Origin of the sequence: Acinetobacter sp. LCT-H3, from assembly GCF_001866125.1 — a bacterium.
GTDB lineage: Bacteria > Pseudomonadota > Gammaproteobacteria > Pseudomonadales > Moraxellaceae > Acinetobacter > Acinetobacter schindleri.
Genome location: NZ_MODX01000023.1, coordinates 28743 through 50733 on the forward strand (window position 1 = coordinate 28743; position 21991 = coordinate 50733).

Annotated in this window: 17 protein-coding genes; 6 read left to right on the forward strand and 11 right to left on the reverse strand. The window is 45.1% G+C overall.

The features are described 5' to 3' along the window. Positions 1 to 9: 9 nt before the first annotated feature. The 7 genes from nuoH to BK820_RS11800 form a co-directional block, all read right to left on the reverse strand. Positions 10 to 1026 carry an NADH-quinone oxidoreductase subunit NuoH gene (gene nuoH / locus BK820_RS11770; protein ID WP_004814686.1) on the reverse strand — a complete coding sequence of 339 codons (1017 nt, stop codon included), beginning with the start codon at positions 1024 to 1026 and terminating at the stop codon, positions 10 to 12. 3 nt (positions 1027 to 1029) lie between these two features. Then, positions 1030 to 3708: an NADH-quinone oxidoreductase subunit NuoG gene (gene nuoG, locus BK820_RS11775; RefSeq protein WP_071321031.1), complete on the reverse strand. Its 2679-nt coding sequence runs from the start codon at positions 3706 to 3708 to the stop codon at positions 1030 to 1032. Between the two features lie 11 nt (positions 3709 to 3719). After that, positions 3720 to 5051, reverse strand: coding sequence for an NADH-quinone oxidoreductase subunit NuoF (nuoF, locus tag BK820_RS11780; RefSeq protein ID WP_071321032.1), 1332 nt, complete (start codon positions 5049 to 5051; stop codon positions 3720 to 3722). Further along, entirely contained in the window at positions 5048 to 5557 is a 510-nt protein-coding gene (gene nuoE, locus BK820_RS11785) for an NADH-quinone oxidoreductase subunit NuoE (protein WP_004814680.1), read from the reverse strand. Before nuoE ends, nuoF begins: the two co-directional genes overlap by 4 nt. Positions 5558 to 5571: 14 nt before the next feature. Then, positions 5572 to 7359, reverse strand: coding sequence for an NADH-quinone oxidoreductase subunit C/D (gene nuoC / locus BK820_RS11790; RefSeq protein WP_004891702.1), 1788 nt, complete (start codon positions 7357 to 7359; stop codon positions 5572 to 5574). Positions 7360 to 7447: 88 nt separating this feature from the next. Continuing rightward, complete coding sequence (locus tag BK820_RS11795) at positions 7448 to 8128, reverse strand: NuoB/complex I 20 kDa subunit family protein (protein ID WP_004814676.1); 681 nt, start codon at positions 8126 to 8128, stop codon at positions 7448 to 7450. Between the two features lie 6 nt (positions 8129 to 8134). After that, positions 8135 to 8680 carry an NADH-quinone oxidoreductase subunit A gene (locus tag BK820_RS11800; RefSeq protein WP_071321033.1) on the reverse strand — a complete coding sequence of 182 codons (546 nt, stop codon included), beginning with the start codon at positions 8678 to 8680 and terminating at the stop codon, positions 8135 to 8137. Positions 8681 to 9085: 405 nt separating this feature from the next. Between BK820_RS11800 and BK820_RS11805 the strand changes: the two genes are divergently transcribed. Then, entirely contained in the window at positions 9086 to 9442 is a 357-nt protein-coding gene (locus BK820_RS11805; RefSeq protein ID WP_071321034.1) for a hypothetical protein, read from the forward strand. 92 nt (positions 9443 to 9534) lie between these two features. Here the strand turns inward: BK820_RS11805 and bfmS are convergent, their stop codons facing one another. After that, positions 9535 to 11202, reverse strand: coding sequence for a sensor histidine kinase BfmS (bfmS, locus tag BK820_RS11810; RefSeq protein WP_071321035.1), 1668 nt, complete (start codon positions 11200 to 11202; stop codon positions 9535 to 9537). Between the two features lie 42 nt (positions 11203 to 11244). Further along, positions 11245 to 11961 (reverse strand): response regulator transcription factor BfmR, encoded by a 717-nt coding sequence (gene bfmR / locus BK820_RS11815; protein WP_004891693.1) that lies wholly within the window; start codon positions 11959 to 11961, stop codon positions 11245 to 11247. Between the two features lie 555 nt (positions 11962 to 12516). On the opposite strand from bfmR, the gene BK820_RS11820 reads away from it, so the two are divergent. Both BK820_RS11820 and BK820_RS11825 read left to right on the forward strand, forming a co-directional pair. Then, positions 12517 to 15351 carry a ribonucleoside-diphosphate reductase subunit alpha gene (locus tag BK820_RS11820; RefSeq protein ID WP_071321036.1) on the forward strand — a complete coding sequence of 945 codons (2835 nt, stop codon included), beginning with the start codon at positions 12517 to 12519 and terminating at the stop codon, positions 15349 to 15351. A 480-nt stretch (positions 15352 to 15831) separates the two neighbouring features. Next, positions 15832 to 17115: a ribonucleotide-diphosphate reductase subunit beta gene (locus BK820_RS11825; protein ID WP_071321037.1), complete on the forward strand. Its 1284-nt coding sequence runs from the start codon at positions 15832 to 15834 to the stop codon at positions 17113 to 17115. A gap of 106 nt (positions 17116 to 17221) precedes the next feature. Here BK820_RS11825 and arsC read toward each other — a convergent pair whose 3' ends face one another. Continuing rightward, positions 17222 to 17650: an arsenate reductase (glutaredoxin) gene (gene arsC / locus BK820_RS11830; RefSeq protein ID WP_071321038.1), complete on the reverse strand. Its 429-nt coding sequence runs from the start codon at positions 17648 to 17650 to the stop codon at positions 17222 to 17224. Between the two features lie 83 nt (positions 17651 to 17733). On the opposite strand from arsC, the gene BK820_RS11835 reads away from it, so the two are divergent. From BK820_RS11835 to arsH, 3 genes are read left to right on the forward strand one after another with little or no spacing between them, the layout of a single operon-like run. Further along, a complete protein-coding gene (locus BK820_RS11835; RefSeq protein ID WP_071321039.1) occupies positions 17734 to 18051 on the forward strand; it encodes a metalloregulator ArsR/SmtB family transcription factor in 318 nt (105 codons plus the stop codon). 10 nt (positions 18052 to 18061) lie between these two features. Then, on the forward strand, positions 18062 to 19102 hold the full coding sequence (arsB, locus tag BK820_RS11840; protein ID WP_071321040.1) for an ACR3 family arsenite efflux transporter: 1041 nt from the start codon (positions 18062 to 18064) through the stop codon (positions 19100 to 19102). A 4-nt stretch (positions 19103 to 19106) separates the two neighbouring features. Further along, positions 19107 to 19811, forward strand: coding sequence for an arsenical resistance protein ArsH (gene arsH / locus BK820_RS11845; RefSeq protein WP_071321041.1), 705 nt, complete (start codon positions 19107 to 19109; stop codon positions 19809 to 19811). A 109-nt stretch (positions 19812 to 19920) separates the two neighbouring features. Here arsH and BK820_RS11850 read toward each other — a convergent pair. Further along, a partial coding sequence (locus tag BK820_RS11850; protein ID WP_071321042.1) for a TonB-dependent receptor domain-containing protein occupies positions 19921 to 21991 on the reverse strand: 2071 nt, incomplete at its 5' end.

Consider the following 21991-nt stretch of genomic DNA (forward strand, 5'->3'; position numbering starts at 1 on the left):
CCTGCTGTCTTAGGCCTGATTCATCAGAATCACAGCACCAGTCACCAAAAGGTTAACCAACGCCAATGGCAAGCAAATTTTCCAACCAAAGTTCATCACCTGGTCATAACGTGGACGCATTAATGAACCACGTGCCAGTACGAACATCATTACAAAGAATGCTGTTTTGATAATGAACCAGAATGCTGGTGGAATGAATGAAATTTCCAGGTTAAAAGGCGCTAACCAGCCACCGAAGAATAAGGTTACGATCAATGCAGAGATCAGTACGACGTTGACATATTCTGCAACGAAGAACATCCCCCATTTCATACCGCCATATTCCACGTGGTAACCTTCAGCCAATTCCTGTTCTGCTTCTGGTTGGTCAAATGGATGACGGTGAGTAACCGCCACACCTGCAACCACGAAGATCAGGAAGCCAAGGAACTGAGGAATCACAAACCAGACATCGCGTTGTGCTTCTACAATTTCACGCATGTTAAATGAACCAGCAATTGCCACTACACCCATCAACGAGATGCCCAGGAACACTTCATAAGAAATAGTCTGAGCTGCAGAACGTAAACCACCTAAAAGCGCGTATTTGTTATTCGATGACCAGCCACCGAACAGTACTGCATAAACTGCAATACCTGCCATTGCCATGAAGAACAACAGGCCGATGCTCATATCTGCAACACCCAGGTAAGGTGAAACAGGAATAACCATGAACGACAGCACAGCAGTTGCCATCGCTACTGCAGGCGCCATACGGAACGTCAGCTTGTCAGCAAATTTTGGTGTCCAGTCTTCTTTGAACATGATTTTCAGCATGTCAGCAACGATCTGGAACATACCCCCCGGACCTACACGGTTAGGCCCGTAACGGTCCTGCCACAAGCCCAGTAAACGACGTTCAATGAATGACATCAACGCTGCGATCAGCACCACAACTAGCAAGATCACAATCGCTTGAATGACTGAATAGGCAATTGGCCAGTTTTCAGCCCACAGCGGCGTCTGACGGATCAATTCTTGTTCCATGAATTACACTCCTACCGCGACTGAAACAGGCTCTGCAAGAGATACCGTCGGTGCTAGACCAATTGGGTAACCAATATAACCTGTAGGTAAATATTCAATCACTTGTACAGGAAGAACGATTGAAGTCTCGCCTGCTTTCACAGTGATCTTCTGACCGTCTTGCAGGTTCAAGCGTGTAGCATCCTGTTCGCCCACTGCAAATACTGCATCCGGAATACGTGATTCCATTGCTGGTGTTTTGATCGTGAATTCGCCAGAGGCAAAGATGTGATGCATCGGTACCAGACGGAAGCTTTCAGCGTTCACAAGCACAGGTGCTGGTGCAACGAAAGTACGCGCTGGACGTTTCGGTAACAGGTCGAACAGACGGATACCAGAATCACCACCTTTCAGATGACCACCCACTTTATCCTGGAATTTGTTCCAGGCTTGTGGAGAGTTCCAGCCCGCTGACCATGCAAATGGCACCAGTGGAGATGGAGTCTGGTCACCCACATAACCTTCCATCGAGAAGGTTAACGCAGTGTCTTGGTCAGTCGGCTGTTTCGGCTCGTGTACAGAAAGCGGTGCACGCATTGCAGTACGGCCAGAATAACGACGTGGTTCACGTGCAACTTTCAGACCATGAACACGGAAGCCCGCGTCTGGAGCAACGTCTTGAATCGCTTCAAGTGCAGAAACATTTTTCGCTACTGCATCAATCACGTCATCAAGTACAGTCCAGGAAATTGACTGACCTTTCACACCAGTTTCAATGGCATGCAACCAGCGCCAAGATTCTTTGATGGCCAGTTCAGGATTGTAATAGCTTGGGTCATACACTTGGTAGAAACGCTGTGCACGGCCTTCTTGCGAGACTACAGTACCGTCACCTTCAGCAAACGATGCAGCAGAAAGTACGATATTGGCTTTCTTCACTGTCTCAGTTTCAGAATGATCAAGCACGATCACTTCTTTACCTGCCAGTGCAGCATCTACCTGAGCGGTTGGTAAACGACGGTAAAGGTCGTTTTCAACAATCACCACAGTGTCGTAATCTTGAGCGAATGCTTGTTCAAGACTGTGACCACCGAAGATTGCCAGACCCATTGAGTTCACTTCAGGAACAGTCAAAGTCAGACCAGCATTACCAAGGTTCTGTGCAACTTGTGCAGCAGCTTCCATAATCGCAGCGTCTTGCAAGCTAGTACCAGAAACAATCAGTGGTTTCTTTGCAGCTTTCAGCGTATCTGCAATCGTTTGTGCAAATGCTTTGGCATCGTCAACTAAACCCAGGATGCTTTCGCCTTTCACACCTGCCGCAATGGCAAAACCTAAACGCGCGATGTCATTTGGAGATGCAACCACTTCACCTGTTGCTACGTCAGCTAGACGTGTTTGTGTTGCTGCCAAAATGTAAATCGGAGATTTTGCATCTTGCGCAATACGTTGAACAGGCTCAGCCAGCCAGTCTGGTGTACGGCGTTCTGCCGCCATTTCTTTACCTTTGTTCTTCGCAGCTTGGCGAACAGATAAAGCCATGCGTGGCGCAGTTTGAGTCAGATCTTCACCCAGAATCAGAACAGCATCGTAACTTTCGATTTCACGCATGTTCGGGTTGTAAACACCCTCGGTTTGCATGATTGAAGCAGCCAGTTCAACCAGGTTTTGCTCTTTTTGAGACATACCAGTTGAGTAGTTGTCCTGACCAACTAACTCGCGTAATGCATAGTTGGTTTCAAGTGACGCACGTGGAGAGCCGATACCCAGAACTTTTTTGCCTTGGATATTTGCAATCACAGTATCCAGTGCAGTATCAACTGAAATAGTTTCTACGTTGTTACCTGTACGGAACTGTGGCTGACGTGGACGATCTTCACGGTTTACGTAACCTGTACCGAAACGACCTTTGTCGCACAGGAAGTACTGGTTAACATCACCATTGAAACGGTTTTCTACACGACGCAATTCACCATAACGCTCACCCGGAGAGATGTTACAACCTGAAGAACAGCCATGACATACACTAGGCGCATACTGCATGTCCCATTTACGGTTATAGCGTGCTGAGTGAGTCTTATCGGTGAATACACCAGTCGGACATACTTCAGTCAGGTTACCCGAGAATTCAGATTCCAAAGTCCCTGATTCTGGACGGCCGAAGTACACACGTGATGCATTGGCATATACGCCAAAGTCGGTACCGCCAGCATAATCTTTGTAGTAACGCACACAACGGTAACATGCGATACAACGGTTCATCTCGTGCGCAATAAACGAACCAAGTTCTTGGTTGTAATGCGTACGCTTGGTGAAACGGTAGCGACGACGGTCATGCTGTGTCATTACTGTCATATCTTGCAGGTGACAGTGACCACCCTCTTCACAGACTGGACAGTCGTGCGGGTGGTTGGTCATCAAGAATTCAACAATCGAAGCACGAAAATCTTTCGCTTCTTTGTCTTCAATCGAGATGTAGGTATTGTCAGACGCAGGCGTCATACATGACATGACCAAACGGCCACGCGTATCTTCTGGATTCGCGTACTGGGTCACAGCACATTGACGGCAAGAGCCGACAGAACCTAAGGATGGATGCCAACAAAAGTATGGGATGTCGATGCCCAGACTCAAACATGCTTGTAGCAAGTTCTCTGAGCCGTTGACTTCATACGATTTTCCATCGACATGAATTGTAGCCATAGTCGAATTCCTTAAGCTTGTTCTACGTTGCTGGTTTGAGCTGCGGCATTCACCACTTTTGCTTCAAACTCGCCACGGAAATGTTTGAGTGCGCCCATTAACGGTTCCATCGCACCTGGTGCGTGAGCACAGAAAGTTTTACCAATCCAAAGCTTACGGGTAAGCTCTTGTAAGTGATCGATATCTTCTTTCTTACCTGTACCATCTTCTAGTGCTTTAAGCGCTTTCACCGCCCAAGGCAAACCATCACGGCAAGGTGTACAGAAACCACAAGATTCACGCGCAAAGAATTCTTCTAGGTTACGTGTTGCTGAAACCATACATTGAGTTTCATCAACCACCATCAGCAAACACGTTCCTAAACGCGAACCTGCCTTCATGATGCTTTCCGCATCCATAGGAAGGTCAATATGCTCGGCAGCCAGGAAGTCAGTTGATGCACCGCCCGGTAACCAAGCTTTCAGTTTCAGGCCATCACGCATACCACCGGCATGATCTTCAATCACTTCACGTGCAGTGGTACCGAATGGAAGTTCCCAAAGACCAGGGAATTTAACTTTACCTGATGCACCGTAGATTTTTGTGCCTGGATCTTTCGATTTACCCGCAGATAAGCCGATGTACCATTCAGGACCACGCAGCATGATTGCTGGCAAGTTGTTGTAGGTCTCTACGTTGTTGACAATCGTAGGGCGACCCCAAGCACCTGCAACCTGCGGGAATGGTGGTTTAGTACGCGGATTGGCACGGCGACCTTCAAGCGAGTTAATCAATGCGGTTTCTTCACCACAGATATAACGACCTGCACCGGTATGCACGTGTAATTCGAAGCTCCAGCCTGAATCTAGGATGTTGTCACCCAGGTAACCTTTGGCACGAACTTGCTCAAGTGCTTCATTTAAGTACTGAGCAGCTTCGATGTATTCACCACGGATGAAGATATAACCATGGGTTGCTTCAAGCGTATAACCTGCAATCAACATACCTTCAATCAGCTGGTGTGGAAGATCTTCCATCAACAGACGGTCTTTGAAAGTACCTGGTTCCATCTCATCGGCATTACAAATCAGGTAACGAGGACCTGAATTGTCATTTGGCGCCATCAAAGACCACTTGATACCTGCCGGGAAGCCTGCACCACCGCGACCCTTAACAGTCGCTGCTTTAATGATTTCAAGCACATCTTTAGGCGGCATGGTCAGCGCTTTCTTAAAGCCTGCATAACCTTCTAAAGCTTCGTAGTCATCAACACTACGAACATTGGCTTGTTTGCTCAAACGCCAGGTCAATGGATGCGTTTCTGGATTACCGTCGCCATAAATTGGTTTTGGTTCAGTATTCATACATACTTCTCCAATAACTGTTTAATTGAGGTCACTTCAACCAGACCATGAGTATCTTCATCAATCATCAGGGTTGGACCTTTGTCACAGTTACCTAAGCAGCAGATTGGTAGCAAAGTAAAACGACCATCAGCGGTTGTTTGACCAAACGAAATCCCCAATTCACGCTGGAAAGCTTCTGCTAAAGTTTCCGCACCCATCAAGAAGCACGCGATCGAATCACATAACAAAATCACGTGACGGCCTACCGGCTGACGGTAAATACGGTTATAGAAAGTCGCAACACCTTCAAGGTCGGCAAGGCTCATGCTCAGCATCTGCGCGATGGCATTCATCTGTGCATCGTCTACCCAGCCATTGCGACGCTGTACACACTTCAGCGCATCTAGGCACGCTGCACGTGGGTACGGATAGTGACCAATGTGATGTTCAATCTCGTGGATTTCATCAGCTGTCAAAATCCCTTCAACATTCACACGTGGCTTTTTATCAGTCAAAATCATCATAAAGCGTTTACCCCTTAGCGATCCACGTCAGCCATTACGACGTCAATTGTCGCTAAATAAATGATTAAGTCAGACATCAGACTGCCGTTAATCACGGAAGGCATTTGCTGCAAGTGGGTGAAGGTCGGTGTACGGATACGGGTACGGTAACTCATGGTTGACTTGTCTGAAGTCAAGTAGTAGTTCGATGCACCTTTTACCACTTCCGCCATTACAGATGCTTCACCTGCAGGCATTACAGGACCCCATGACACGCTCAGGAAGTGCGTAATCAAGGTTTCAATATCTTGTAAAGTCTTGTCTTTTGGTGGTGGAACAGCCAGTGGGTGATCCGCTTTGTACGCACCAGACGGCATGTTGTCCAGACATTGCTTGATGATTTTCAGCGATTGTTCAATTTCACGATAGTGAACGATCACACGTGCATATGCATCGCCTTCGTACTCCACCGGCACTTCGAAATCGTAGTTTTCATAACCACTGTATGGACGGTATTTACGTACGTCAAAGTCGATACCTGTTGCACGTAAACCGGTACCTGTTACGCCCCAAGCCAATGCAGATTTAGCATCGTATTGCGCTACGTTACGGGTACGGCCTTCAAATACAGAGTTTTTCAGTGCCGCAGTGTGGTATTCCTTCAAACGTTTTGGCATCCAATCCAGGATTTCACGGATCAGGTGCTGCCAGTTGTTTGGAAGGTCATGCGCAGTGCCGCCGATACGGAACCATGCTGGATGCATACGGTAACCGGTGATCGCTTCAATCGCGTCATAGATCTTTTGACGGTCAGCGAACATATAGAATACTGGCGTCATACCACCAGCATCCTGAATCGCAGTACCGATATACAACAAGTGGTTATTGATACGGAACAGTTCCGACATCATGACACGGATACATTGCGCACGCTCAGGCACGGTAATGCCGGCCATTTGCTCTACACCCATCACGTATGGCATGTTTTGCGCACAACCACCAAGGTAGTCGACACGATCTGTATACGGAATGAATGAATGCCAGGTTTGACGTTCAGCCATCTTTTCCACACCACGGTGGTGATAGCCGATATCTGGTACGCAGTCTTTAATTTCTTCACCATCCATCTGCAAAATCACACGGAATGCACCATGCGCAGACGGGTGGTTAGGACCCAGGTTCAGGAACATGAAGTCTTCATCGGCTGTGCCGCGTTTCATGCCCCAGTCTTCAGGAACGAAACGAAGATGTTCCTGTTCGTAGTCCTGCTTCGCCTGGTTCTGACGGTACGGGGTATATTCAGTCGCACGTGCAGAATATTCTTTACGAAGTGGATGACCTTCCCAGTAAGTTGGCAACAGGATACGACGGAGCATTGGATGCCCTTCGAAGTTGATGCCAAACATATCGTAGGCTTCACGTTCGTACCAGTTGGCATTTGGCCAGATGTTGGTTGCAGTCGGGATATTGAGATCGCTCTCACTCAATGCAACTTTAATACGGATGTCCGTATTACGCTCTAGCGACAACAGGTGATAGAACACAGTGAAGTCAGACGCAGGTAAACCGTCGCGGTGCGTACGCAGACGCTCATCTACCGCTGACAGGTCGAACAACATCACGTATGGACGTGACACTGTACGCAAGAACATTAAAACGTCTTGTACACGTGCGCGCTCAACCCAAACTGTCGGGAAATCCTCGAAAGTTGTTTGCACATAGAAGTTCTCACCAAACTTGGTTTTGAGCTCTTCTACAATTGCAAATGCAGGGCGGGAATCAACAGATGTTGATTCTGGCATAGCAATGTCAGTTTCAGCCATTGGCTTGGCTTCCTATTTAATACAAATTCAGTCAACCTAAACGACAACTACACCCAAGTCGGGTGCATAAAGAAATTTGTCGCTTAAATTATTTAATTTCATCCATTGAGCGCAGATTTTTCACAGCAATACGCTGATCTTTCTTACGGTCACGTTCTGGCATCATCTTTGGCTTATACACTGGCTGAAGATCATCACCAATCACCGCAGAAAGCGGACGACGCTCAAGTTGAATCTGGTCTTGCAATAGCATGAGTGCTTGAATCAATGCTTCAGGACGTGGCGGGCAACCTGGAATGTACACATCCACCGGAATAATTTTATCCACGCCTTGTACAACTGAATAAATGTCGTACATACCACCTGAGTTGGCACATGCACCCATTGAAATAACCCATTTCGGTTCAAGCATCTGTTCATACAGACGTTGAATCACCGGAGCCATTTTCACGAAGCAGGTACCTGCAACAATCATCAAATCCGCCTGACGCGGTGAAGCACGAATAACTTCGGCACCGAAACGTGACAAGTCATGCACGCCAGTTAAGGTCGTTGCATACTCTACGTAGCAGCAAGATGTACCAAAGTTGAACGGCCAAACTGAGTTCTTACGACCCCAGTTTACTGCAGTGTGCAGCACATCTTCTAAGCGAGTCATGAATACGTTTTTATTCACTTCTTCTTGTAGTAACGGATCGTCGACAACAATACGTTCCTGAAGTGGATATTGATCAGCATCCGGATTCGCACGGGTTAGAGTGTATTTCATCCCGGGTTACTCCTTATTAGATAATGGAGCCGGTGAACCTTTCACACGACCAGATGATTGAGCTGGAATTTGACCAGTCGGGTCTATAACCAATTCTTCAATTGAGTTGAAGCGAGTGATTTCTGCGATATCCATGTTTGGCGAACCAATCTTAGTTTTAACTCCTGTCGCCTTACGTTTGTCTGAAGGTGCCCAGTTAAGTGCGCCGGTGGATAATTCGTAAATCAAACCGACAAGTAAAACTAAAATAAAGATAGCTGCAGTTGCAAAACCAATCCAACCCACTTCACGAACAGAAACTGCCCATGCATATAGATAAAGTGCTTCTAAATCGAATACGACGAAGAAGATTGCAACTAAATAGAATTTTGCAGACAAGCGGATACGAGCTCCACCTGCGCTGACTACGCCTGACTCAAACTGCTCCTGCTTGGCACGGCCCCATGATTTACCCCCGAGGAGTAATGGGACAGTGAGCATAAAGACGCATAAAAATGTAACGCCGATCACGAAGGCAATAATTGCCCATTCGTATGGAGTAATGGCACTCATGCGGGGATAACTCCTGGCAGGCCTATGTATTAACAAAGAATGTATGTATTGGCCTTCAAATACACCAAACACAAAATTAATCCCGCCAATTGTACCTGATTTTGGATTTCACTTGCTAGCTTATAAGCCTTAGTCTTTTGGATGATTTTTTAGACGAATACCCGATTTTTCTAGGTTCTATCGCCCATGTTGCGAAATAATCGCTTTAATAAATCAAAAACAATATATTCATTATTTTTTCCAAAATCAGTTTAATTATTTTAATGGCTGATTCTACTGAAATATAATTACTGCCTGTGAATTGTGTACTTTTTGCAACCACTTGCATCTGCAACTTCATCCCTTTATCGCTTTGTGTTATTCCTATAAACAGCATAAAAATGAACAAGAAGGATTGAATATATTATGAGTTTAAAGTTCACCCATAAACCTGATTATTTTCTCTATGCCCAGCTATTTGTTCGACATCTTGAAAACTATATTGTGAAGCATCCTGAGGAAAACACTCCTAATTTCAACTTGCAGGATATTTATGATCTGTTTGGCAAGGATTTCGCTTCTGCCTCGACAAATTTAGAAGGCATTTTAAATATTGCTGATGAATATCGCGTGGAAACTCTGCATGGCGACCAAAAACTGATTCAGAGCTATAGCATCGATGGAAAGTACAATAAACTTCTGATGAATCTGAATTCGGAAGCGGCCAAAAGTTTACGCGAAGGTAAACCGATCATTGAGCCCGATGCTGAAATCCATAAATAAAGCAAATTATAAAACCTGAGTGCTTTCATTAATTAGCCTCAATAAAAAAACGATGTGGATGCATCGTTTTTTTATAATCCACAGACACCTTTTTATAAGGAATCCAGGTCTTCTTTATGCTCTTCAACAGCCTTAAAGCGGGATTTCTTCTTATAACGTTGAGCTGGCCAGCTCATGGTAAAGCGTGCACCACCCAGCTTAGGACTTTGATCTACTTCGACCTTGCCACCAAACCAGAAGGCAATCCGGCTAACAATCGACAAACCCAGGCCATAACCACCAGATGCACGGGTACGGCTGTCATCCAGACGCGAGAAGGCTTCAAAGACGCGAGCACGATCTTCTTCCGGAATCCCCGCACCATCATCTTCTACACAGATATAAGCCTGTTGATTGGCATCAATACCACCGCTAATCATGATTCTTTCATCACAATAGCGCACAGCATTCCCGACCAGATTTTGTACCACACGATGCAGATAACGACGCTCGGCCTCAACCTCGATATCCATCGGCACCTGATGCAGCTCGACTCTCTTGCCAGTTTTTAGCGCTTCAGTTTCAGCCACAACCTGATCCAGCACTTCATGCAGATTAATCTTCTCGAAATCAAGGGAAGGTGTACCCTGCTCCAGTTTGGCATAGGTCATGATCTCATCAATCAGCTTGTTCAAGGCCTCGATGTCTTTATCGATCTGTTCCATCTGTTGTAAACGATATTCATAGTCATCTTCATCTGCCAGCATTTCCATGGCAAAACGGATCCGCGCAACAGGTGTCCGCAGTTCATGTGAAACTGCACGCATCAACTCACGCTGAGCTTCGATCAGACGCTGAATATGATCTGACATGGCGTTATAGCTGGATGCCAATAATGCCATTTCATCCTTACCATCTATCGCCAGTCGTACCGACATGTTACCGGACTTCATCTTGTTCAAGGCATAGCTAACTTCACGCAGCTTACGTTGCATTGGCACCAGCAAACCATATACCCCCAGACTCAGCACAAACATACTCAGCAAGGTAATCCCGGCTGCCAACTGGAATGGCATCCAGTTAAACAAAGGCACAGGCCCCATCACCAGTACTTCAGACACCGAGCTTGGAATCGGAGAAACAATTGAAATAGTGGTACCGCGAATCGTGGCACTATCACGATAGAGAATAATGCTGTGATCTAGACGTAGACGACCAATCTGCTCTGAATCGAGCGGCAGACTCTGCACATCCTGAATACTGATTGGATAAGAGAAATATTTCTGGATCTTTTCCAGATATTCTTTTTCCTGACCTGGGTAATAAACCAGATAGTCCAGAATAAATACCGGCAGCGCTTTCATCTGGCGCTCGGTAATATTGTCTGCCTTTATATATAGAAAATGCTTTGGATCATCACGCAATCCAATGACCACATAAGCCACTGAGGTTTGTGCATCCCAACGCACTACCGCCTTACGGTCTTTAATACGACGTTTCTCTGCACGGGTCAGATCAACTTTTTCAGCTTCTACATAATAGATCGGAAGCTCCAGTAAATCTGAAGCATCCGAAATCCAGTCCAGTTTCTGCTGCATATTCGGCTGGCGTGCTACCCCTTCACTCATGATATAAGCCATACCATCAGTCAAGGACTCACGATATACCTGCGCCCGTTGGTAGTTAATAATCTGCACCAACAGATAGCCGAACAGGGTCACCAGGAGTACCAGAATGACAAGTCCTGCATAAATACGCAAAAATATATTGTGTTTGAACACTTATAAGCTTTCCCGCTTATTCAGCTTAGGAATGGCATGTATTTACATGCCATTGGTTTCCTTAACGAACAGATAACCTTTACTACGAACTGTTTTAATACGTTTAGGGTTTTCTGGATCGTCCCCAATTTTCGGACGGATGCGCGAAATACGAACATCAATTGAACGGTCCTGGCCATCATATTCAATGCCACGAAGACGCTCGAAAATATCTTCACGCGAAAGAATACGGCCTGCATTTGATGCAAGCAACCACAACAGATCATATTCTGCACTGGTAAAATCTACCAATTCACCATTCAAGGTCACAGAACGGCCACCATTATCGATCACAAGATCGTCAAATTCAATACGTTGAGCCACTTCATCTTCAGGCACTTTATCAGTACGACGCAACAAGGCACGAATACGTGCCAGTAGCACACGCGGCTGAACCGGTTTAGCGACATAGTCGTCCGCACCCATTTCCAAACCCAATACCTGATCCATATCTTCAGTACGTGCAGTCAGCATCAAAATCGGTTGATGATAATGTGGACGAACTTCACGACAGATGGTCAATCCATCCGCACCTGGCAACATAACATCTAAAACTACCATGTCTGGCTGCTCGGCGATAATGCGGCGAATCGCACGATTACCGTCGGGCTCTACCCCTACCTCAAGTCCGTTACGAATAAGATATTCTTGAGTTAAACGAGCAAGACGCTCATCATCTTCAACGATTAGAATTTTGGGTAACTTTTCTTCTTGGCTCATATATTGTGCACCTTTATTCGATGGACGTATCCTTTTGAAATCTGATAGATACGGTGGATATAGCAAGCAATATACACACGTTTACATTGTAAACAAGATAGCATTCACCAAACTGATACATCAAAGTAGCATTTTGTAATATTTTTTTGCAGATATTTCTGTTAGCGACATTTTTTATACAAAACATCGAACAAATCTAGGCTAGGCAACCGTCTATCTGAATAAAAAATACTCCTCAATTTGCTCAAAAAGAGTTATCCACAATGTTATCTATAAGTACTTCTTGCCAGCTTTGTTATGCTATGCCTTGCCGAATAAGGCTTGCACCAAGATGATAAAAAAAAGGATTTTTTTAATAAAGTTTCTCAGGTTGTTTCACTAAAATATTTATTAAAATGTCAATATTGATCTACCCTAAATTTTCCCGTATCTTGTGTTCAATTAATTTTTAAACCACTAGGTATTGTGTTTATTCCTCAAACACTGTGGCATAAAAATTGCCCAGTTCAAACGGTCCATAAACATAAAAATAGATGACAATGGAGCTATGCTAAAATGAGCGTAATTACTTCAACTCCTGGTCAACTTCAGGTGATTAAACGCACCGGTGATGTTGCCACTTTTGATGCAGAAAAAATTTCTGTCGCAATTGGTAAGGCTTTTTTGGCTGTTGAAGGCCAACAAAGTGCTGACTCAAGCCGTATTCACGATCGTATTGAGCAGCTGACGGAAATGGTCATGAACACTTTCAAACGTCGCTTACCTTCTGGTGGGACGATTCACATTGAAGAAATCCAGGATCAGGTTGAACTTGCGCTTATGCGTACCGGCGAACAGAAAGTTGCGCGTGCCTATGTCATCTATCGCGAACAACGTTCTGACGCTCGTAAGCAGCTGGGTGCCAACCATCACCCTACCCTGCAAATTACTGATGCAGCGGGCAAGCTCAAACCGCTTGACCTGAGCCAACTGACTGAAACTGTTGCTAAAGCAGCCGAAGGCCTTGAAGGGATTGATGTACAAGCGATTGTCGATGAGACCGTGAAAAACTTGTACAACGGCGTAAAAGAGTCTGACATCTCGACCACGATGATGATGGCGACCCGTACCCGTATTGAACAAGAGCCTAACTATACGTATGTGACTGCACGTTTGTTGCGTGATGACCTGGTAGCCACCGGTTTAGAGTTTTTGGGTCTTCCAACAGACACCAATGAAGGCGATGCGCTGGAAACTTACCTGAAAAAAGGGATTGAGCTAGAACTTCTTTCACCTGAATTATTAAACTTTGACTTAGCTAAACTTGCGACAGCGATTCAACCAGAACGCTCTAACCAGTTTACTTATCTAGGTCTGCAAACATTATTTGACCGTTATTTCATCCACTCGGATGGCGTACGTTTCGAATTGCCGCAATTATTCTTTATGCGTGTTTCAATGGGTCTGGCCCTGAACGAAGAAAACCGTGAAGAGCGTGCAATCGAGTTCTATAACCTGTTATCTAGCTTCGACTACATGGCATCTACGCCGACCCTGTTTAACTCAGGTACCTTACGTCCACAGTTGTCTAGCTGCTACTTGACTACAATTGATGATGACCTGTTTGACATCTATGGCGCGATGCGTGATAACGCAATGCTGTCTAAATGGGCGGGCGGTTTAGGGAATGACTGGACACCAGTTCGTGCCCTGAACTCATACATCAAAGGTACAAATGGTAAATCACAAGGTGTGGTTCCGTTCCTGAAAGTAGCGAACGATACAGCTGTTGCAGTAAACCAAGGTGGTAAGCGTAAAGGTGCAGTATGTGCATATCTTGAAACTTGGCACCTGGACATCGAAGAATTTCTGGAACTGCGTAAGAACACTGGTGATGACCGTCGTCGTACCCACGATATGAACACTGCGAACTGGGTTCCTGACCTGTTCATGCAACGTGTATTCGAAGATGCAGAATGGACACTGTTCACACCTTCTGAAACGCCTGATCTACATGACTTAACAGGCGCAGAATTCGCTGAGCGTTATGCTTACTACGAAAGCATTGCCAAAGAAACAAACATGCTGCACAAGAAAATCCGTGCAAAAGATTTGTGGCGCAAAATGCTGTCGATGCTGTTTGAAACTGGTCACCCGTGGATCACATTCAAAGACGTATGTAACCTGCGTTCACCACAGCAACACGTAGGCGTGGTTCACTCTTCTAACCTATGTACAGAAATTACGCTGAACACCAGCAAAGACGAAATTGCAGTATGTAACTTGGGTTCAATCAACCTGGTACAACACGTTCAAGGCGGTGTATTAGACCGCGAAAAACTTGCTCGCACTGTTAAAACTGCAGTTCGTATGCTTGATAACGTGATTGACATCAACTACTACGCTGTTCCTCAAGCACGTAATTCAAACCTGAAACACCGTCCAGTCGGTATGGGTATCATGGGCTTCCAGGATGCGCTATACGAAATGAACCTTGCCTATGGTTCTGAAGCTGCGGTTGAGTTTGCTGATGAATCGATGGAAGTAATTTCTTACTACGCAATTTCAACTTCAAGTGACCTTGCTGTTGAACGTGGTACGTATGAAACATTTAAAGGTTCACTGTGGGATCAAGGTATTTTACCAATCGACTCACTTGACCTGGTTGCGAAAACTCGTCCAGAACGCATGTTCGAAGTGGACCGTACACAACGTCTGGACTGGGATACTTTACGTGCCAAAGTTCAAAAAGACGGTATGCGTAACTCGAATGTGATGGCGATTGCTCCGACTGCAACAATTTCAAATATTTGTGGCGTGTCTCAATCAATTGAGCCAACCTTCCAGAACCTGTATGTGAAATCGAACCTGTCTGGTGAATTCACCGTGATTAACCCATACCTGGTACGTGCGTTGAAAGAACGTGGTCTTTGGGATGCAGTCATGGTCAACGACCTGAAACATTTCGAAGGTTCTGTGCAGAAGATTTCCCGTATTCCTGAAGAGCTAAAAGCGATCTTCGCGACTGCGTTTGAAGTTGAAACTCGCTGGATCGTAGATGCTGCTTCACGTCGTCAAAAATGGATCGACCAGGCTCAGTCTCTGAACCTTTACATCGCTGGTGCAAACGGTAAGAAACTGGACATCACTTACAAGATGGCTTGGTTACGTGGTCTTAAGACAACTTATTACCTACGTGCATTGGGTGCGACTTCTGCTGAGAAATCAACGATTAATACTGGCGCACTAAATGCTGTTAAAGCGACTGCAACTGCAGCGCCTGTTGCGGCAGTCGCTCCAGTAGTTGAAGCAAAACCTGAAGTTCCTGCTGAGGAAGAAGGTTTTGCAAATGCAGCACCAGTACCAATGGCATGTTCAATTGACAATCCTGATTGTGAGGCTTGTCAGTAATGAATGTCTCAGTTTTCTTAGTTATTGGTCTCGTCTTCCTTATTTTAGCAATACTATTTATAGCTGTGCTTACAGCTCTAATTACCGCTATCAAAGCTGACAGTGACTAATCTGAATTTATTTTCAGAAAGCCATGCTTAGTTAAACTATGCATGGCTTTAACACAGAAACTGAAATATTTATTTAAAGTAAAATAAAAGGAAACCACCATGCCTCCAATGACTCACAATTATCTGTTAGGACTTGTCGCATTGGTCGTTTCCTTTGTACTTACCTTTTATTTGCCAATTGCCTATTTCTGGTTAAAGGCTCATAAATCGCGCAAGCAAAATAAGTAGTGGGGATTTTTGCTCTTCCGTACAAAAGCAGAGCAGTCATCGACAAAACTTAATTTTGCTTACATAAATTGAGCGTATAGTAGGACATTTCAGCGAGGCTGAATGTCTAATAAAAGATATAAGCATCGAAGAGAGAACTGATATGTCTATCTTAAGTTGGGACGATTTCGAAGATGATTCGCAAAAACCAGCTGCACAAACACAGCAGCCTGCGCCCGTCGAGCCGCAAAAAGCGTCTAATTCACAGGTGGTACCTGATGCAAGCAACACATCGTCGGATGTGGCAGCTGCACAACCCCTTAGAGCCACTCAAAACCGAGGATCAAATCCAACCGATTCGTTGGCAAGAGCATCTGCTTCCCTAGAGCAGCTTGATGTTGCTCCAGGCTTGGAAGAGCTTGAAATGGGCGCGCAACGTGTACAAGTTGACGACAAGGCAATGATTAACTGTCGTGCGGACTTGAACCAGCTTGTTCCATTCAAATACGAATGGGCTTGGCAGAAATATCTGGACGGTTGTGCAAACCACTGGATGCCGCAAGAAGTGAATATGAACCACGACATCGCGCTATGGAAGTCTGAAAATGGCTTGACTGAAGATGAACGTACCATCGTGATGCGTTCACTTGGTTTCTTCTCGACTGCGGATTCACTAGTTGCAAACAACCTGGTACTGGCGATTTACCGTCACATTACCAACCCTGAATGCCGTCAATATATCCTGCGTCAGGCATTTGAAGAAGCGATTCACACGCATGCGTACCAATACTGTATCGAATCTTTAGGTATGGATGAAGGCGAAGTCTTCAACATGTACCGCGAAGTACCGTCAGTTGCACGTAAAGCTGCGTGGGGCTTGAAATATACGCAACAGTTAAGCGATCCAACATTTAAAACTGGAACGCCTGAAAACGACCAGATTTTGCTTCGCAACCTGATCGCGTTCTACTGTGTACTTGAAGGGATCTTCTTCTACTGCGGTTTCAGCCAGATTCTTTCGATGGGTCGTCGTAACAAGATGAATGGTGTTGCCGAGCAATTCCAGTACATCCTGCGTGATGAATCAATGCACCTGAACTTCGGTATCGATATGATTAACCAGATCAAGATCGAAAACCCGGGTTTATGGACCACTGAGTTCCAGGAAGAAATCATCCAGATGATTCTTGAAGGTACCATGCTGGAAATCGAATACGCACGTGACACGATGCCACGCGGTGTATTAGGTATGAATGCTGGCATGATGGAAGAATACCTAAAGTTCATTGCGAACCGTCGTCTGGCGCAGTTAGGTCTGCCTGAACAGTTTACTGGCGTAAATAACCCGTTCCAGTGGATGTCAGAAATGATGGACTTGCGTAAAGAGAAGAATTTCTTCGAGACGCGTGTTACGGATTATCAGACTGGCGGTGCGTTAAGCTGGTAAGGTTTAGCTTAAAATGACACGATATTTGTTATTTTAACTTTAAATAAAAAGCCACCCTCGCGGTGGCTTTTTTCATGATCTAATTGATCAGCTTCAATTCTGGGATTTATTTCAACCGCTTCCCTGCTTCATCAATAATCATTTCCCCATCTTCCTTGCTAAAAGCTGCGCGCTGCGGAGCAGAAAGAATATCTAAAACAACTTCTGATGGTCGACACAATCTCACACCAAGTTCAGTCACCACAAATGGACGATTAATCAAAATCGGATATTGCAACATAAAATCAATCAGTTGATGATCTGTCCAATCACTGCTTTCCAAGTTGAGTTCTTCATAGGGCTTTACATTTTTACGAATTGCTTCACGTACCGACAGCCCCGCATCCTGAATTAACTGAATCAGCTCCTCTTTGGTCGGCGGTGTTTTCACATATTCAATCACCATTGGCTCCTCACCGGTATTACGGATTAAGGCCAAGGTATTTCGAGAGGTTCCACATTCAGGATTATGATAAATCTTGATCTTTTGCGACATGACTTTTCTCAGTGCATAAACAATATTGCTTTTATATATGGATATCCGTATATTCGCAATAGTCAATATATCAGGATATCGCGATGCACCAGGCCGATTTTTTTAAATGTCTTGCCGATTCAACACGTTTAGATATTTTAAAGCTGGTCATGGCCAAACAGAATGTCTGTGTCTGTGAGTTCACAGAGCAATTAAATCTGAGCCAGCCCAAAATTTCCCGTCATCTGGCTTTATTGAGAAATCTGGGTGTGTTGCTGGATCAACGCCAAGGGCAATGGGTTTATTACCGTTTAAATCCTGATTTGCCGGTCTGGGCAAATGAAGTGTTAAAAGTCATCGCACAAGATCCGGAAATTCAAAAGTTAAAATCTACCATTTCAGCATCCTGCGAATTATCCTGAGTCCAATATCATGTCTACTTCAAAAATGTCATTCTTAGATAAAAATCTGACTATCTGGATTTTTATCGCCATGCTGCTGGGGATCGGGATTGGGGTTTTCTTTCCTCAGGCATCGATTGCTTTAGACCGGATGAGTATTGATTCGGTCAATATTCCGATTGCCATCGGTCTGATTATCATGATGTATCCGCCACTTGCCAAAGTGGACTATGCCACCTTACCGCAGGTATTTAAGGATAAACGCACGCTCACCCTGTCTCTGCTTCAAAACTGGCTGATTGCACCCTGCCTGATGTTTGCATTGGCACTGATTTTCCTGCAATCCTATCCTGAATATATGACGGGTGTCATCCTGATCGGCTTGGCACGTTGTATTGCCATGGTGCTGGTCTGGAATGGTCTGGCGTGCGGCGATAATCAGTATGTGGCCGGACTGGTGGCATTTAACAGTATTTTCCAGATCCTGTTTTTCAGTAGCTATGCCTGGCTGTTTTTGACCTTCTTGCCGCCTTATTTTGGTGTTGAAGCACAGGTGATTGATGTCAGCTTCTGGACGATTACCCACGCGGTTCTGGTTTATCTGGGCATTCCATTTTTGCTGGGCTTTTTGACGCGTCTGATTCTGGTCAAGCAAAAAGGTCTGGCATGGTATCAAACGCAGTTTATTCCAAAAATCAGTCCGCTCAGCCTGCTGGCTCTGTTGTTTACCATTGTTGCCATGTTTAGCCTTAAAGGCGGTGATGTGGTCAGCCTGCCACTGGATGTACTCAGAATCGCCATTCCCCTGACCATTTATTTCGTGGTGATGTTCTTTATCAGCTTCTTTATGAGCAAGTGGATGGGCAATGACTATCCTAAAACTGCGGCCATTTCTTTTACCGCTGCCGGTAATAATTTTGAACTGGCGCTGGCCGTTGCGATTGCTACTTTCGGTCTCGCGTCCCCTGTGGCATTCACCACCCTGATTGGACCTCTGGTTGAAGTTCCAGTTCTGATTGCGCTGGTCAGCGTTTCATTATGGCTAAGAAAAAAAGTGTTTAAAGAGGCATAACCCGATGGATCTCCCGAATATCAATGTGAATCTGCTAGAAACACCAACACTGGACAAAGTTCAGGCTAAAGCGCTGGATCATCCACCTCGCATTCTGCTGCTGTATGGTTCAAACCGTGACAGATCCTACAGCCGACTGGCCGTTCAGGAAGCCGGCCGGATACTGGAATATTTTGGCGCTGAGGTCAGCATCTTCCATCCCAAAGGATTGCCCTTACCTGAAGATGCAGATACGAATCATCCTAAGGTAAAAGAACTGCATGAGCTTTTGGCCTGGTCAGAAGGCATGGTCTGGTGTTCACCGGAACGTCATGGTTCGATGAGTTCGATTTTAAAAGCCCAAATTGACTGGATTCCTCTGGCAGCTGGTGCAATTCGTGCCACTCAAGGCAAGACACTGGCCGTGATGCAGGTTTGTGGTGGTTCACAATCCTTTAATGCAGTGAATCAGTTGCGTGTTTTAGGACGCTGGATGCGGATGATCACCATTCCAAATCAATCTTCTGTACCCAAAGCTTTCCTCGAATTTGAGGAAGATGGTCGCATGAAAGCATCGCCTTATTACAACCGCATTGTGGATGTAATGGAGGAACTCTACAAATTCACTCTGCTCACCCGTGGTCAGTCTGCTTATCTCACCGATCGATATTCTGAACGGGTGGAAAGTGCCGAGGAATTATCAAAACGAGTGAATCAGAAAACGATCTAGTTTTATCTCAAATCCTCTGATCAACTGGTCAAAGCTTAAATATAAAAAAATCCCGCTCAGGAAGCGGGATTTTTTATTTTGAAAATTGAGCAGCCACAAATTATTTTAATTAAAACACTTTGGTTATACTCAATCCGGCACCCCAGTTTCGCCCTTCTGCCGGCTCATAGAAACGACCATTGCTTTCATTGACGATGACTGAACCTGAATAGTCTTTATCAAACAGATTATCGACACGCGCAAAAGTTTTGACAGACCAGTCTTTCATATCCCAGTGATAGCCAACACTGGCACCGGCAATGGTATAACTTGGCGCATACTGTGAATTAATGTCGTTGACATAAATACGGTCTGAATAACGTACATCTAAACCCGCATTTAAGCCATTTTCAGGTTTCCAGCCTAAACCAAGAAAAGCCTGATTTTTAGCAATACCCGGAATGTAGTTACCGGATGCCACTCTAGATACTACAATCTCTCCTTCATCATTAAGAATTGCAGGAATATCTGCATCAAAAGTTGCATCTATATAGCTATAACTGGCTTGAGCAGTGAGATCACGCCAGAGGTCTTTACTCCAGGAAAGTTCTAGCCCTTTTCTTAAGGTTTTATCTGCATTACGGAAAGTAGAGCGACCATTATCATTGCCTGCAGACACAATGTCATTTTCAGTCTGGGTCTGGAAAGCGGCTGCAGTAAAGTCACCGAAGCGATTAGCAGCCTTTAAGCCAATTTCATAAGTTTCACTTTCTGCCGCATTTAAGCTCAAGCTGTTATTACTGTTATCCGCTGGATAGGCCATTTCAGTAAAAGTCGGCGTTTCAAAGCCTTGGGCATAGCTGGTATAGACCATCAATTCGGGCAGAATCTGCCAGCTTAAAGCGACTGAAGGCAGCAATTTTTCATAAGTTGTTTTACCTGAATTATCTCCATTACTTAAGTAATGATCATCAGATTTAAAATGCACATTGCTATAACGCAAGCCTGCGTCTAAAGTCCAGTCTGGCACAAAGTTATAAGATATCTGTAAATAAGGGTCTGCATTCCATAAGGTATTGTCTTCATTACGACGTAATTCACCTTTAACACCTAAAGTATTACCCACAAAATTCTGATAGCCTTTCCGCTCTTCGGTCATGGCATCTACGGCGACACCAGCAATCAGTTTGGTATTTGGCAGAATCTCTCGCCCTGTCCAACGCAAATCAGCACCATAAAAATTACGGTCGAAGTCAATCACGCCACCGGCATGATTAGGAGCGCCTTGTGCTGTACTTGGAATCGACTGATATTGTGTAACTGCACGCTGTCCCCAATAGGCCATACCATACAGTTCATACTGATCATTGATTGGCTTATTCCAGGTTAAACCAGTTTGAAGCTGTTCAATCTCTTTTCGGGCGTTATATAGCAGCACATTATTTGCAACCTGTTTAGGATCGGCTTGCCATTGCTCACGGTTTAAACCACCCGGATCATCGGCAGAAATTTTAACATAGTTGTTGATCCAGTTAATCTTAGAACCATCGTCCAGCTCCCAGGTCAGCTTGGCATTATTCAGGACTTTATGCGCACTGCTGTGGTCACGGTAGCCGTCCGTATCAAAATAGGATGAACTGATAACATAACTTGGCTCAGAAGCATTGTCCGCACCGCCTTGCAGCACCAGATTGGTTTGGCCTTTATTTTGACTGCCACCCGAATATCCTAAGGTCAGTGAATCAAGTCCCTGCCCTTCACGGCTCGTCGTCAGAATGGTTCCGCCTGATGAGTTCCCATATAAGGATGAAAATGGGCCGCTCAGTACCTCAATATGATCTAAGCTGTTTAGATCAATATTTGAGGTCTGTCCTTGCCCATCCGGCATAGTTGCAGGAATACCATCGACATATAAACGCACACCACGCACACCAAATGTTGAGCGGGCACCAAAGCCTCGCATGGAAATTTGCAGATCTTGGGCGTAGTTTTCACGATTATTCAGTTGTAAGCCCGGTACACCTTTTAAGGTTTCAGAGAGATTTACATTCAGGCTATTTTGCTGACTCTGACTCAGGTAATAAGCTGAAGCCGGGGTGTTTAGCAATGTACGGTCAGTACGGGTTGCTTCAACCACGATGGGTGCCAGTCGCTGTATCTCCGTCACTGGTTCTTCCGCATGTGATGTGGTTCTAGGATTT

What these genes read in the sequence shown, in the direction of transcription:
- BK820_RS11795 (WP_004814676.1), bottom strand. Translation starts at nt 8,128, where the DNA reads ATGAAATACACTCTAACCCGTGCGAATCCGGATGCTGATCAATATCCA.
- BK820_RS11825 (WP_071321037.1), top strand. Translation starts at nt 15,832, where the DNA reads ATGTCTATCTTAAGTTGGGACGATTTCGAAGATGATTCGCAAAAACCA.
- arsH (WP_071321041.1), top strand. Translation starts at nt 19,107, where the DNA reads ATGGATCTCCCGAATATCAATGTGAATCTGCTAGAAACACCAACACTG.
- BK820_RS11820 (WP_071321036.1), top strand. Translation starts at nt 12,517, where the DNA reads ATGAGCGTAATTACTTCAACTCCTGGTCAACTTCAGGTGATTAAACGC.
- bfmR (WP_004891693.1), bottom strand. Translation starts at nt 11,961, where the DNA reads ATGAGCCAAGAAGAAAAGTTACCCAAAATTCTAATCGTTGAAGATGAT.
- nuoF (WP_071321032.1), bottom strand. Translation starts at nt 5,051, where the DNA reads ATGAATACTGAACCAAAACCAATTTATGGCGACGGTAATCCAGAAACG.
- BK820_RS11800 (WP_071321033.1), bottom strand. Translation starts at nt 8,680, where the DNA reads ATGAGTGCCATTACTCCATACGAATGGGCAATTATTGCCTTCGTGATC.
- nuoE (WP_004814680.1), bottom strand. Translation starts at nt 5,557, where the DNA reads ATGATGATTTTGACTGATAAAAAGCCACGTGTGAATGTTGAAGGGATT.
- arsC (WP_071321038.1), bottom strand. Translation starts at nt 17,650, where the DNA reads ATGTCGCAAAAGATCAAGATTTATCATAATCCTGAATGTGGAACCTCT.
- nuoG (WP_071321031.1), bottom strand. Translation starts at nt 3,708, where the DNA reads ATGGCTACAATTCATGTCGATGGAAAATCGTATGAAGTCAACGGCTCA.
- arsB (WP_071321040.1), top strand. Translation starts at nt 18,062, where the DNA reads ATGTCTACTTCAAAAATGTCATTCTTAGATAAAAATCTGACTATCTGG.
- BK820_RS11805 (WP_071321034.1), top strand. Translation starts at nt 9,086, where the DNA reads ATGAGTTTAAAGTTCACCCATAAACCTGATTATTTTCTCTATGCCCAG.
- nuoC (WP_004891702.1), bottom strand. Translation starts at nt 7,359, where the DNA reads ATGGCTGAAACTGACATTGCTATGCCAGAATCAACATCTGTTGATTCC.
- nuoH (WP_004814686.1), bottom strand. Translation starts at nt 1,026, where the DNA reads ATGGAACAAGAATTGATCCGTCAGACGCCGCTGTGGGCTGAAAACTGG.
- BK820_RS11835 (WP_071321039.1), top strand. Translation starts at nt 17,734, where the DNA reads ATGCACCAGGCCGATTTTTTTAAATGTCTTGCCGATTCAACACGTTTA.